The organism is Streptomyces sp. Root1310 (genome assembly GCF_001426425.1).
GTDB lineage: Bacteria > Actinomycetota > Actinomycetes > Streptomycetales > Streptomycetaceae > Streptomyces.
The window spans coordinates 105481-119145 of record NZ_LMEQ01000004.1 but is presented as its reverse complement, the minus strand read 5'-3'; the positions used below and the strand labels follow the sequence as shown (position 1 = coordinate 119145).

Below are 13665 nucleotides of genomic sequence, written 5' to 3'. Positions count from 1 at the left end.
GCGCGGCGCCGACCCGGGCGCCGTCGGCGACCTGAACGCCGACGGTGCCCGGTCAGACCTCGGGGGCCGGGACCACGCTGAGGTGACTCGCGCCGCGGCGTGCGCCGCGCGTCCTGCGGGGTACGGGGGCGGGGCGGGTGGAACGCAGCACCATCGTCAGCCGGGTGTAGCCCATGTCGTGCAGGGTCCTGGGGGTGTCGGCGACGATGCGGCACTCCGTGGCGCCCCAGCGCGGGTCGGGGTGCAGAAGGGGCCGGACCGCCCCGTCGTGCTCGACGGCCTCCTCGCCGACCGCGCGGATCCAGTGCGGCAGCCCGTGGCGGTAGGCGGCCTCCATGATCGGATCCTGGGCGATGTCGCGGCGGATCGCCTGGAGCCCGTGGTCGTGACCGTGCCGCTCCACGGCCGCGGCGAAGCGGGCGAGCATCGGCAGGCACCAGCCTGCCTCGTGGTCACCGAGGACCGAGGGGGCGTCGGGATGGAAGAGGACGAAGCGCAGGAAGTTGTCGCCGGGCAGGGCCGTCGGATGCGGGCCCACCTCCCGGAAAAGTGACGCGAAAGCGTCGTTGGAGAGAACGACGTCCCAGCGGTGGTCGAGGACGACGGACGGAAAGGGGACGGCCTCCAGGTATGTGGCGTAGTCCTGCAGGTACGCCTGGGCCTCGAGACTCTCGGGGACGGGCCGCGGTGCGGACCGCTGCCCTCCTGCCTGATATGCCATCGGGAGGTCACCCCTCTTGCCTATGCGGCCTTCACGCGGCGCCCCGATCCTGATGCCCCGACGCGATCGGTGTCAACTATCGTGGCATTCCGTGCTGGTTGACGGCTGAAATTGGCCACAGTTGTGGCGAGACCTGGATGTGAGTTCGAAAGACCGGATACTCTCCACGCAGTTCACGGCGACCGTCTGTATTGGTGATCGTGTGCCTGTGAGAGGGACGTGAGAGACCTAGGAGACCTGTCGGTGTCGGAGGATGGCTTCGAGGTTCCGGGCGCCGCGGCGACGGTGCTGATGTCGGCCGTCGTCGCCCGTGTCGCCGCGCTCGCCGACCGCCTCGGCGTGCCGCACGCGGAGGTCTTCGGCACCGGGCGGCTGTCCGTCGCCTCCGGTGTGCCGGAGTCGGTGGTCAAGGCCCTGCTGAGCGGCCGGCCCGCCGGCGAGCCCGATGTGCAGGCCCGCTTCCTGCAGCGGCTGGACCTGCTGCGCCGCACCCGGCTCAAGCCGAACGGCCGCAAGTACACCCAGCAGGAGATAGCCGACGGCGCCGGCATGTCGCGCCAGCAGGCGGGCGCCCTCATCAACGGCGACCGGCGGCCCACCATGGAGCACTGCGACGCCCTGCAGCGCTTCTTCCGGGTGCACGCCGGCTTCCTCACCGCCGAGGACCCGGAGGCGCTCGCGGGCGCCCTCCAGCACATCGAGCAGGAGCTGCTCCAGAAGCTCGCCGCGCGGGAGGCGGCCGCGGCCGCGGAGGACCCGCTGGAACGGCTGCTGCAGGACCACGGCGTGCGCGGGATCGCGTGGCGGGCCGCCCAGCTGCCCACCGACCAGCACCGCGACAAGGTCGCCGAGTGGCTGGACATGCTCCTGGAGAGCGTGAAGCGGCCCGAGTCGTGATCCGGGGGAGAACTGTGAGCATCGCCAGGGAAATGCGCCGCCTCAGCGGCGAGTTGGTCGCGGAACTGACCCTGCCGGCGCCCGCCGTGCCGGCCGACCTGTACACCGCCCTGTGCGACGGGATGAGCAGACGGCGCGGCCGCCCCGTGCACTTCCGCATGGCCCCCTTCCCGGCCGACACGGCCAGCGGGCTGTGGCTCGACATGGCCGACCAGGACCTCGTCGTCATCGAGGAACGCACCGCGCCCGAACACCAGTTGGTGATCCTGGGGCACGAGCTGTGGCACATGAAGGCGGGCCACTGCGGACACCACGTCGAGGGCGCCGCGGTCGCGGCCCGTTTACTCAGCGACGGGGCGGATCTCCGGGCGACGGTGCGCAGCGTCGCCGCGCGCACCCGTTTCGACCTGACCGACGAGCGGGAGGCCGAGAGCTTCGGCCTGCTGCTGGCCAGCAAGTGCCGTACCTGGCTGTCGGGTTCGTCGCCGAGGGAACGAGGCCAGCGCGACCACCTGGCCGGCCGGATCGAGGCGTCGCTGGGCTATCTGGGGCCGTAGGAGCCCGCTCCCGCCGGCTCTCTTCGCGGACTGCCGTGTACGGCGGCCCTCAGGTCGCGGCCGTGTACGGCGGCCCTCAGGTCGCGCTGCGCTCGCTCGCCCCGCGCAGGTCCCGTTCCGTGCCGTCCGGCGCGCCCTGCGTCCCCGCTCCGGGCCCGCCCTCGCGCAGCAGCCCGCGCCAGTGGTCGCGGCTCCAGTCGGCCGGGGCCGTGGTGCGGGTGAACTCCTCGACGAGGGCGCGGAACCGGGCGGGGTCGCTGTGGAACGGGAAGTGGCCGGCCCCCTCGAAGATCTCCAGCCGACTGCCGGGCATCGCCTCGTGGGCGCCGTACGCGTGCCGCACGGGCACCACGCTGTCCCGGTCGCCCCACAGCAGCATCGTCGGCATGCCGGCCGTCAGATAGCAGCGGTCGAGCATGGTGACGACCTGGCCGCGCCAGTCGACGACCGCGCGCAGGGTGCGGATGAAGGCGTTGCGCGCGGTCTCGTCCGGCAGGGCGTCGACGAGGTGGAGCAGGTCGGGGGCGTCCTGGCCGAGATCGGTGTCCAGCAGTTTCAGCAGACGGACGGCGAGGCCGACCTGGAAGCGCGCCCCGGGCAACCGCAGCGCGGACAGCGCCAGATGGGCGCCCGGGAGTGAGACCAGCCGCAGGGCGGGGTTCACCTCGCGGCCGACTCCCCCCGCGCTGACGAGGATCAGCCGTTCGGTGCGCTCGGGGAACTGGTAGGCGAACTGCATCGCCACTCCCCCGCCCAGCGAGTGTCCGACCAGGGTCGCCGACTCGATGCCGAGCGTGCTGAGCAGATCGCGCAGGCCGTTGGCGTACGCGGCCACCGAGTAGTCGGCGCGGGGCTTGTCGGAGGCGCCGTGGCCGAGGAGGTCCGGGGCGATCACGGTGTGGGTGCGGGCGAGGTCGGGGATCAGTTCCGTCCAGGTCCGCGAGGAGTCGCCGATGCCGTGGATGAGGACCAGCGCCGGGCCCTCGCCGGCCATGCGGAAGGCGCGCCGGTAACCGTGCACGACCCGGTGGCGCAGCTCCAGTTCTCCGTCGCCCACCGGGCGCAGCCGGGTGCCGCGCGCCGGGCGCCGCTGTGGGACGTCGACCACCCGATCGCCTCCTGTTCCGCCGGCCCTCGGCGGTCCGCCGAAAGCCCTTCTCCTCAGCGTAGAACCCCTTTCGGCCAGGGGATTTCGAGGAGGTTTCACCTCCGCTAAGCGGGCGAACCGAGGCCGGGTCGGGCCGGATTGTCAGTGGTGCGCGGCAAGCTGGGGGGTGCGCCACCGCACGGGGGCGTACGCGCCGTCGGGCGCGGGGGACACGACGCCGACACGGGGAGAGCCGACCGATGCCCACTGCCGTACTGACCGACCGCGAGCGCACTGCCGTACAGGCGTACCTGCGGCTGCTGCACACCGTACGTGCCGCCTTCGGCGACGAGGGGGACGGCCAGGGCGCCGGCGCCTCCGGTCCGCCGCAGGACCGGCTGCCCCCGGTGGTCCCGCCCGCCGTCCTGGCCGAGGCGGAACAGGCCCTGGCCGCCGCGGGCCTGGCGGGCAACGAGGAGGAGTTCTTCCGGTTGCTGCAGCACTGGTGCCCGGGCGGGTGACCCCGGGGGCGGTCGCCGCCTCAGCCGTGGTGCACGGTGGCGGGTGACCCCGGGGGGCGCCGCCTCAGCCGTGGTGCACGGTGACCGCCGTGGCCAGCAGCCCCCGCCGGACGCTCCAGCGGCCGTCGAAGTGCCCGAGCCGGTGGCCGCCGACCACCGGCCCGGGGACGAGCAGCCGGGCACGGAAGACGCCCTCCGTGCCCTCGGCAGGACCGGAGGCGGAGACGGGGGTGGCGACGGAGGCCGAGGCGGTGCCGGTGGCGGGGCCGAGGTCGATGTCCGCCTCGCTGAAGTCCAGCCACTTACGGGTGAGGGGGAACCACGCCTTGTAGACGGCCTCCTTGGCACTGAACAGCAGCCGGTCCCAGTGCACCTCGGGGTGCCCCGCGGCCAGCCTGCCGAGCCGCTCCGCCTCGGCGGGCAGGGCGACGGCGGACAGGACGCCCTCGGGAAGGGGCTCGTGGGGTTCGGCGTCGATGCCCAGGGAGGCCAGGTCGGCGGCCCGCACCAGGGCGGCCGCGCAGTAGCCCTCGCAGTGGGTCATGCTGCCCGTCAGGCCGTCCGGCCACTGCGGGGCGCCCCGCTCGCCGGGCAGCACGGGCTGGGCGGGCACGCCCAGCTTCTCCATGGCGCGCCGGGCACAGGAGCGTACGACGGTGAACTCGCGGCGGCGCTTGGCGACCGCCCGCGCCACCAGCACCTCCTCCTGCGGGTACAGCGGCGCGCTCCCGAACTCGCGGACGCCCTCCTCGCCGAAGGCCTCCACCGCCACCACCGAATCCGGCAGCAGTGCCCCGATCATGCGGCCCCGCCCTCCCTGGGCAGGATCCGCCGCAGCCGGCCCGGCGGCTGCGCCCGCTTGCGCCATTCACGGGGGTAGCCCACCGACACCTCCTCGAAGCGCACGCCCTCGTGCCAGGTGGTCCGCGGGATGTGGAGATGGCCGTAGACCATGGTCTCGATCCGGAACCGCCGGTGCCAGTCCGCCGTGAGCCCGGTGCCGCACCACATGGCGAACTCGGGGTGCCACAGCACGTCCATCGGGTGCCGGTGCAGGGGGTAGTGGTTGACGGGGACGACGGGCAGGCCGTCGGGGATCTCCGCGAGCCGCCGCTCGGTCTCGGCGACGCGGGCCCGGCACCAGGCCTCCCGGGTCGGATACGGGTCCGGGTGCAGAAGGTACTCGTCGTTGCAGACGATGCCGGTGCCGTGCGCGTAGGCCAGGCCTTCATCCTTGGTCGCGCAGCCGGCCGGGAGGAACGAGTAGTCGTACAGCAGGAACAGCGGCGCGACGGCCACGGGGCCGCCGGGGCCCTCCCAGACCGGGTAGGGGTCCTCGGGCGTGGTGACACCCAGGTCGCGGCAGACCTCGACGAGGTGCTCGTAGCGGGCGACCCCTCGCAGGGTGACCGGGTCCGAGGGATGGGTCCACAGCTCGTGGTTGCCGGGGACCCAGACGACCCTGCGGAAACGGCCGGCGAGGGTCTTCAGCGCCCACCGGATGTCGGCCACGTTCTCCGAGACGTCGCCGGCGACCAGCAGCCAGTCCTCGTCCGTCTCCGGGGCCATGGCCTCGACCAGGGCGCGGTTCTCCGGATAGCCGATGTGCAGATCGCTGATGGCCAGTAATTGTCCGGCGCCACCGGCCGTAGACGTCACCTTCCGCCCCCGCTCACGAGCCCACTCTCCGCATTCCCACGAATACACCAGTGTCACCACGAGAACACATTCACGTCTGCGGTACAAGGTCGGACCGGGGCTCCTGCCGGCCCCTCACGCGGTCCCACCTGCGCCGTAGCGCGCCTCTACCCGAACACGCGCCTCACGTGAACAAGATCGGAAAATCCGTAACACGGGCGTTGCACGCCGCACCCCCGGGAACCCGTATGATCGCCCCAACACCACCGCCATGGACGTCCCTTCCGCAGGGCGGTTTGGTGACCCACAAATCCCCCTGCCCGGGCCGGGCCCGCTTTGCCCTGCCCGCGAACCGTGAAAGGCGGCCTGCATGGTCTCTCGCGTACGCGTCTGGCTCAACCGCACGTACGCGGAGAACGTGTTCTTCACGGATCAGCTGCGACGAAATCCCAGCGACCGCGCCGTCGAGATCCACGCCACGCACGGTGACGCCGACTCCCCCGTACTGGCCGCCGCCGACACCGCCGAGCTGGAGCCGGAAGGTCTCTCCCCGGCCGCGTACGTCGAGTACGCCCTCGCGCAGTGCAAGCGCCGCAGCATCGACGTGTTCGTGCCCCGGCTGCACCAGGCGGCCGTCGTGGCGCACCGCGCCGACTTCGACGCGGTCGGCACTGCCCTGCTGGCGCCGCCGCCGGAGGCCGTCGCCGTCTTCCACGACAAGGTGATCGCGTACGAGGCCGTGCAGGCGATCGGGGTGCCCGTGCCGCCGTGGTTCCGGGTCCGCACGGCGGACGAACTCGTGGCCGCCGTCGAGGAGTTGGAGGAGGCCGGGCACCGGGCGTGCTTCAAGCCGGCGTCCGGTGCGGGCGGGGTGGGCTTCCGGATGATCACCCGCACCCCCTTCTCGCTGATGCACCTCAGCGGCTTCCCGACCCCGTACGTCCAGCTCGACATGGTGGTCGACGCGGTGCAGCGGGCCGAGGAGCAGGGCGAGGAGCAGATCGACTGGCTGGTCATGCCGCGCCTGGAGCAGCCGGAGGTGTCCGTGGACTGCCTCACCGGCCCGGACAACCACCTGCGGATGGCCATCGGCCGGACGAAGAACGGCCGCCGCCGGGGATTCACCCTGCACGAGCAGTGGCTGGAGCCGGCGCGTCTGATCGCCGAGGGCTTCGGGCTGCACTACCTCTCGAACATCCAGTTCCGGATGTTCGGCGACCGGCCGGTCCTGATGGACGTCAACACCCGTCCGGCCGGCGGACTCCACCAGCTGTCGCTGTGCGGCGTCAACGCCCCTTGGGCAGCGGTGCAGTTGGCGCTCGGCGAGGACCCGGGCGAGATCGTGCCGCCCTTCCTGGGGCAGGACTACTCGGTGGTGTCGGGGCCGCGGCCGCTGCGCGCGGTCACGCTGCCGCACCAGCGGGTGGAGGAGACCGCCGAGCCGCTGCTGCCGGCCGTGCCCGCGCCCGCCGGCTCCGTCGAGGTGACCACGGCGGGCGCCGCGCAGGCTCTGCCGCTCTAGGGAAGACCGGACTCCGGGGAAACCAGGACTCCAGGAAAGACCAGGGCTCCAAGAAAGCACAAGAAGGACATTCCCCTCACCGGTATGGACCAATTCCGCCTCTCGTCTTGACAGGCGGATTGGTCCATACCAACTTTGTTGCGCACCCTCTTGCACTCCCCTGCACTCCCGAACACCCCCATTCCTTCAGGGAGATCGCGTGCGCACCAGACCCCTCGGGCGCCCATGGCGCCGGTTCCTCGCCCTGCTCGGCACCGCCGGTCTCGCCCTCGCCGGGGCCGTGGCCCTGCCGGGCACCGCTCAAGCGGCAAACATCCTCACCAACCCCGGTCTCGAGTCGGGCACCCTCTCGCCCTGGTCCTGCACCGGCAACCTCGGCTCCGTCGTCTCCACGCCCACCCACAGCGGCTCCAAGGCCCTTGCGGGAGCGGTGAGTTCGAGTGACATCGCCAAGTGCAGCCAGACCGTCCCGGTCCGGCCGAACACCACGTACGCGCTCACCGGCTGGGTGCGCGGCTCCTACGTCTACCTCGGCGTCGACGGCGGCGCCTCCACCTGGACGTCGTCACCGTCGGCGTACAGCCTGCTGTCGGTCTCCTTCACCACCGGCGCCTCGCAGACCAGCGCCACGATCTACACGCACGGCTGGTACGCCCAGGGCACCTACTACGCCGACGACGTCAGCCTGGACGGCCCGGGCGGCGGGGGCGGCTCGGACACCCAGGCGCCGACCGCGCCGGGCGGACTGACCTCGACCGGGAAGACGTCCTCCAGCGTCTCGCTGTCCTGGAACGCCGCCACCGACAACGTCGGCGTCACGGGCTACGACGTGTACAGCGGGTCCGCCAGGGTGCTCACCGTCTCCGGCACGTCGGCCACGGTCAGCGGGCTGTCCGCGAGCACCGCGTACACCTTCACCGTGCGGGCCCGCGACGCGGCCGACAACACCTCCGGGGCCTCCAACTCCGTGAGTGTCACGACGAACGCGGGCGGCGGGGGCGGAACCGGGTTCAAGCAGGCCGCGCCCTACCTGTTCGAGGGCTGGGGCGACCCGCCGAGCGTGTCCACGGTGATGAGCTCGACCGGCATCAAGTGGTTCACGATGGCGTTCATGCTGGACGGCGGCGGGTGCAACCCGATGTGGGACAGCAACCGGCCGCTGACCGGCGGGGTCGACCAGAGCGTCATCAACCAGGTCCGCTCGGCGGGCGGTGACATCGTGCCCTCGTTCGGCGGCTGGCAGGGCAGCAAGCTCGGAGCCAACTGCTCCTCGGCGAGCGCGCTGGCGGGCGCCCTCCAGAAGGTGATCGACGCCTACTCCCTCAAGGCGATCGACATGGACATCGAGAACACGGACGAGTTCGAGAACGAGGCCGTGCAGGCGCGGATCCTCACCGCCCTGAAGACGGTCAAGGCCAACAACCCCGGCCTGAAGACCATCGTCACCTTCGGGACGTCCACGACCGGGCCGACCTACTACGGCAACCGGCTCATCGAGCAGGCCAAGTCGCTCGGCGCCGACATCGACGTCTTCACCATCATGCCGTTCGACTTCGGCGGCGGTTCGGACATGTACGGCAACACCGTGAACGCCACGGAGGGGTTGAAGAACAAGCTGAAGTCCACCTTCGGGTGGGACGACGCGACCGCCTACGCCCACATCGGCATCTCCGGCATGAACGGCCTGTCCGACCAGCAGGAGAACACCACCCCGGCGATCTGGACCCAGATCCGTGACTGGGCCAACAGCCACCACATCGCGCGGCTCGCCTACTGGGCCGTCAACCGCGACCGGCCCTGCCCGGGCGGTGGCGTGGTGAGCAACTGCTCCGGCATCAGCCAGAGCACCTGGCAGTTCACCTCGATCACGGCCGGCTTCACCGGCTGAGACCCCTGCCCGGACGCGAACGGAAGTCCCCCGGACCACGGTCCGGGGGACTTTTTCGACGAAGGGTGTATCAGGATCCGGGCGGCTCGCTCTTAAGAGTGAAGGGCCCCACGGGGGAGCAACCGGGGAAGCACGGGGCTCCAGGGGGAAGCACGGGGGACGCACGGGGATCAACGGGGGAAGACCGGGAATCGACGGGGGATTCCCGGCGGTACGGGGGATCGGGTCGGTCGGCCGCTGTCACGGGGAGCGACCGACCGGCCCGCATCGCCTGCACCGCCCGCCGTACGGCCGACTCGCCCCCTCCCGGCCCGCTCGGCTCCGCCGGAGTGCCTCAGAAGCGCCCCGACCCCCGGTACAACTCCAGTTCGCCGTCCAGTTCCAGGGCGAGGACCGTGGCGTGCGGGTCGAGGTCGGATCCGGCCGGCGGGTCGATCCACAGCACGCCGACCGCCTCGTGCAGTCCGCCGACCACACGGTGGCCGAGTTCCGTTCCGGTGCCGAGCACGGTGACCCGGCGGACCGGCGTGACCAGGCCCCGGACGCCGATCTCGGCACGCGGGATGTCGAACAGGGTGAGGTAGAGGGTGCGGCCGTCGGCGGAGAGGGTGCTGGGCCCGTAGTGGTGCCCGGCCGGGAGCCCCCGCACCGTCCCGTACACGGCCTCCGCGTGCTTGCGGATCCACTCCCCCAGGCCTTCGAGGCGCTCGACCTGCGGCTGCGGGATGGTGCCGTCCTCCATCGGGCCGACGTCCAGCAGCAGGTTGCCGCCGCCGCCGATCGTCTCGGCGAAGTAGCGGACCAGCTGAGCGAGCGACTTGTGGTGGTGGTCGTGGTGCCGGTAGCCCCAGGAGTCGTTGATGGTCAGGCACAACTCCCACGGCCCGGCGGGGGGTTCGATGGGGGCGCCCTGTTCGGGGGTGGCGTAGTCGCCCTCGCTGAGCATGCGGGCGTTGAAGACGACGTCCGGGGAGTACGAGCGGATCAGCGCGGCGAGTTCCCTGATCCGCCACTGCTCCTCGCTGCGGTCCCACTCGCCGTCGAACCACATCAGGTCGGGCCGGTGGCGGGAGGCCAACTCGCGGATCTGACCGTCCCGGTAGGCGAGGAACCGCTCCCAGGCCTCGAGGTCCTCGTCCTCGGCGGAGCATTCGGAGTAGCGGTTGTCCTCCATCTCCGGCGGGCGGCCCGGTTTGCGGGTGCTGGCGTAGTCCGGGTGGTTCCAGTCGGAGTGCGAGTAGTACAGACCGACCTTGAGGCCCTTCTCGCGCAGGGCTTCGGCGTAGCCGGTGAGGTAGTCCCGGCCCAGGTTCAGATCCCCGTACGCGGTGTCCCACAGGGCGACACCGTCGTGGTGGCGGCTGGTGAGGACGGCGTAACGGGCGCCGGCCCGGGCGAACAGGTCGGCCCAGCCATGCGGATCGTAGTGGGCGCCGGTGAAGCGGTCGAGCTGGGACATGTACCGGTCGTGGGGCACGATGTCGTCGTAGAACGACCAGGACTCCTGTACGCCGTCGACGGCGTAGATGCCCCAGTGGACGAAGATCCCCAACTTGGCGTCGGTGAACCAGGATTGCATGGGCACGACTGAACTCCTCCGCAGAGCAGGGGCACTTCGGGGCGGGGGGATCCGGGGGCGGGCGCGCGTCGAGTCGCGCCCGCCCCCGGGGCCGACGCTAGCGGCCGGTGTCGGCACGCTCCAGACGGAGCGTCAGGATCTGGAACGGCCGCAGTACGACGGCGACCGTGCCGTCCTCGCCGACGACCGCGGGCTCCAGCGGCCGCTCCAGCAGGTCGGTCACCTGGGCGCCCGCGAGCGGGAAGCCCGTGCGCAGGATGCCGGTGGAGCGGCCGCCACTGGACTCGTAGAGCCGGACGACGACATCCCCGGACTCGTCGTCGGCGAGCTTGACCGCCTCGACGGTGACCCCGGCGCCGTCCACCGAGACGACGGGCTCGGGGGTGGCGTCCGCCGCGTCGGCCACGCGCAGCGGAAGGTTGAGGGAGTAGCCCTCGGCGACCGCGTCCTCGATGCTCGCGCCGGGGAGCAGCGCGTAGCGGAAGCGGTGCCGTCCCTGGTCCGCCTCGGGGTCCGGGACCCGCGGGGCGCGGACCAGGCTGAGGCGGACCGTGGTGGTCGTGCCGCCGTCCTCGCGGACCGTGCGCGAGACGTCGTGGCCGTAGGTGGAGTCGTTGATGACCGCGACCCCGTAGCCGGGCTCGCCGATGTGCACCCAGCGGTGCCCGGAGACCTCGAAGCGGGCCGCCTCCCAGCTGGTGTTGGTGTGGGTGGGGCGCTGGATGTGGCCGAACTGGATCTCGGCGGAGGAATGCGGCGCCCGGACGTCCACCGGGAAGGCCGCCTTGAGGATCTTCTCCGCCTCGTGCCAGTCGATGTCGGTCTCGAAGTCGACGCGCGGGCTGCCGGCGCGGAGCGTGATGGTCTGGGTGATCGTCGAGCCCTTGCCGAAGGAGCGCGTGACCCGGATCGCGCCGACGAGCGGGTCCTCCTCGACGACCGTCACCGCGTCCGGCTCCAGCAGGTCGGTGTACCGGTTCTGGTAGTGCTTGTCGATGTCCCAGGCGTCCCAGTAGTTCGGGAGGTCGGTGTGCAGGCGCAGCAGGTTGCCCTGGTCGGCGAGGACTTCACGGTTCGCCCGCAGATCGTGTACGGAGGACAGTGTGCCGTCTTCCGCGACCTGCACCCGGACCAGTCCGTTGTCGAGGACCCGCCCGGAGACCGTCACCGGTCGCGGGGGCTCCGCGCCGGTCAGCGGCGCGCTGCCGCTCGCGGGCACCTCGACGTAGGCCGGTGCGCCCTCCGGCGTACGGACCACCTCGGCACGGCCGTACGGGCTGGTGTTGAACACCCGGAGCCCGCCGCCCTGCCGCCCGCCGCCCAGCGCGGCGACCGCCTCGGCCGTCAGCACCTCCAGTTCCTCGGCGACCCGCGCGTACTCGGCCTCCGCCTCGCGGTGCACCCAGGCGATCGAGGATCCCGGCAGGATGTCGTGGAACTGGTGCAGCAGCACCGTCTTCCAGAGCCGGTCGAGCCTCGCGTACGGGTAGGCGTAGCCCGGTGCGTGCAGGGCGGCCGTCGTCGCCCACAACTCGGCCTCACGCAGCTTGTGTTCACTGCGGCGGTTGCCCTGCTTGGTGCGGGCCTGGGTGGTGTACGTGGCCCGGTGCAGCTCCAGGTAGAGCTCACCGACCCAGACGGGGGCGTCCTGGTACTCCGCGCGGGCCTTCGCGAAGAACGCGTCGGGGTGCTCGACGACGACCTTCGGCGAACCCTCCAGGTCGGCCAGCCGGCGGGCTCGTTCCATGATCTCGCGGGTGGGACCGCCACCGCCGTCGCCCCAGCCGAAGGGGGCGAGCGAACGCGTACCGCCGCCCTTCTCGGAGTAGTTGCGCACGGCGCGGTCCATCTCCTCACCGCTGAACCGCGCGTTGTAGGTGTCGACGGGCGGGAAGTGCGTGAAGATGCGGGTCCCGTCGATGCCCTCCCACCAGAAGGTGTGGTGGGGGAACTTGTTCGTCTGGTTCCAGGAGATCTTCTGGGTGAGGAACCAGTCGTTCCCGGCGAGCTTGGCGAGCTGCGGGTAGGCGGCGTTGTAGCCGAAGGAGTCCGGCAGCCAGACACCCTTGGTCTCGATGCCGAAGTGCTCGATGAAGAACCGTTTGCCGTGCACCAGTTGGCGGGCGATCGCCTCGCCGCCGGGCAGGTTGCCGTCGGACTCGACCCACATGCCGCCGACCGGCGCCCACTGGCCCTTCTTCACCGACTCCTGGATGCGGGCCCACACCTGCGGGTAGTTGTCGCGCACCCACTCGTACTGCTGGGCCTGCGAGCAGGCGAAGATGAAGTCGTCGTACTCCTCCGCGAGCGCGGTGACGTTGGAGAACGTGCGGGAGGTCTTGCGCTTCGTCTCACGGATCGGCCACAGCCAGGCGGAGTCGATGTGCGCGTGGCCGACTCCGGAGATGGTGTGGGCGCTGGCATGGGCGGGGCTGGCCAGCACCGGCGCGAGGACCTCGCGGACGGCCGCGGCGCTGCCGGAGACGTCGTCCAGGTCGAGGGCGTCCATGGCCCGGTCCAGGGCGTGCATGATCTCGTGCCGCCGCGGCTCGTGCTCGCCGAGGTGGACCATGAGTTCGCGCAGCACCTGGAGGTCGAGGTCGAGGTGCCACACCTCCTCGTCGAGGACGGCGATATCGGCGCGGCGGAATGTATACAGTGGACGGTCGCCCGCCGTCAGTACATCGCCCATCAGCGTCGGACCCGCGAAGTCGTTCGCCAGGATGTCGGGGTTGGAGGCCGCCTCGACCAGGTAGTCGATGCTCTCCCCGCCCGTCGCCGGGTTGCCGATCGGGACGTACTGGTTGAGCGGGTTGACCGCCTTCAGGGGTGTCCCGTCGGTGCGGTGGACGAGGGCCTCGGCCTGGTTTCCGGGCCAGTCGCCCACGAAGCCGAGGTCGATGACGGCCTCGACACGCTTGCCGGCCCACTCGGCGGGCACCTGCCCGCGCATCCGGAACCAGGTGGTGCCCCAGGGCGGGCCCCACGGGGTGTTCATCGCGAAGGGCTCGTAGGCGGCGGCCGCGGCCTCCGCGAAGGGGACGGGCTCCCCCGGCGCCTGCCAGGCCTCGACCTCGAAGGGCACGCTGGCCGCGTAGATCGCGGGCTTGATGCGCTGGTTGTGGACGCGCTCGACGCGCTCCTCGATGCGGCGGCGTTCGTCATGCATGGGGAATCTCCAGAGAGGGACCACGAGGGGCGGGGAGGCCGTGGGGCCGGGGGACTCGCCGGTCGGGGGGAAAGCGCGGGGAAAGC

At 71.6% G+C, this 13665-nt stretch carries 11 protein-coding genes; 5 read left to right on the top strand and 6 right to left on the bottom strand.

The window, feature by feature from the left end; all coding sequences use genetic code 11:
* Positions 1-52: 52 nt before the first annotated feature.
* Positions 53-721 (bottom strand): hypothetical protein, encoded by a 669-nt coding sequence (locus ASD48_RS13080; protein WP_057601733.1) that lies wholly within the window; start codon positions 719-721, stop codon positions 53-55.
* Between the two features lie 291 nt (positions 722-1012).
* On the opposite strand from ASD48_RS13080, the gene ASD48_RS13075 reads away from it, so the two are divergent.
* On the top strand, positions 1013-1618 hold the full coding sequence (locus ASD48_RS13075) for a helix-turn-helix transcriptional regulator (protein ID WP_052183798.1): 606 nt from the start codon (positions 1013-1015) through the stop codon (positions 1616-1618).
* Between the two features lie 32 nt (positions 1619-1650).
* Positions 1651-2175 (top strand): hypothetical protein, encoded by a 525-nt coding sequence (locus ASD48_RS13070; protein WP_057601732.1) that lies wholly within the window; start codon positions 1651-1653, stop codon positions 2173-2175.
* A gap of 76 nt (positions 2176-2251) precedes the next feature.
* Here ASD48_RS13070 and ASD48_RS13065 read toward each other — a convergent pair whose 3' ends face one another.
* On the bottom strand, positions 2252-3283 hold the full coding sequence (locus ASD48_RS13065) for an alpha/beta hydrolase (protein WP_057601731.1): 1032 nt from the start codon (positions 3281-3283) through the stop codon (positions 2252-2254).
* 239 nt (positions 3284-3522) lie between these two features.
* On the opposite strand from ASD48_RS13065, the gene ASD48_RS13060 reads away from it, so the two are divergent.
* Positions 3523-3783, top strand: a complete 261-nt coding sequence (locus ASD48_RS13060; protein WP_057601730.1) for a hypothetical protein — start codon at positions 3523-3525, stop codon at positions 3781-3783.
* A gap of 64 nt (positions 3784-3847) precedes the next feature.
* On the opposite strand, the gene ASD48_RS13055 is transcribed toward ASD48_RS13060, so the two are convergent.
* On the bottom strand, positions 3848-4585 hold the full coding sequence (locus tag ASD48_RS13055) for a 4'-phosphopantetheinyl transferase superfamily protein (RefSeq protein ID WP_057601729.1): 738 nt from the start codon (positions 4583-4585) through the stop codon (positions 3848-3850).
* Positions 4582-5442 (bottom strand): metallophosphoesterase, encoded by an 861-nt coding sequence (locus tag ASD48_RS13050; protein WP_057601728.1) that lies wholly within the window; start codon positions 5440-5442, stop codon positions 4582-4584. The genes ASD48_RS13055 and ASD48_RS13050 overlap by 4 nt, the downstream gene beginning before the upstream one ends.
* A 349-nt stretch (positions 5443-5791) precedes the next feature.
* Between ASD48_RS13050 and ASD48_RS13045 the strand changes: the two genes are divergently transcribed.
* A complete protein-coding gene (locus ASD48_RS13045) occupies positions 5792-6943 on the top strand; it encodes an ATP-grasp domain-containing protein (protein WP_057601727.1) in 1152 nt (383 codons plus the stop codon).
* Between the two features lie 199 nt (positions 6944-7142).
* Positions 7143-8831 carry a carbohydrate binding domain-containing protein gene (locus ASD48_RS13040; RefSeq protein ID WP_057601726.1) on the top strand — a complete coding sequence of 563 codons (1689 nt, stop codon included), beginning with the start codon at positions 7143-7145 and terminating at the stop codon, positions 8829-8831.
* A 334-nt stretch (positions 8832-9165) separates the two neighbouring features.
* Here ASD48_RS13040 and ASD48_RS13035 read toward each other — a convergent pair whose 3' ends face one another.
* Positions 9166-10416, bottom strand: coding sequence for an alpha-L-fucosidase (locus tag ASD48_RS13035; protein ID WP_199875770.1), 1251 nt, complete (start codon positions 10414-10416; stop codon positions 9166-9168).
* A gap of 91 nt (positions 10417-10507) precedes the next feature.
* Complete coding sequence (locus ASD48_RS13030) at positions 10508-13579, bottom strand: glycoside hydrolase family 38 C-terminal domain-containing protein (RefSeq protein ID WP_057601724.1); 3072 nt, start codon at positions 13577-13579, stop codon at positions 10508-10510.
* Between the last annotated feature and the right edge of the window lie 86 nt (positions 13580-13665).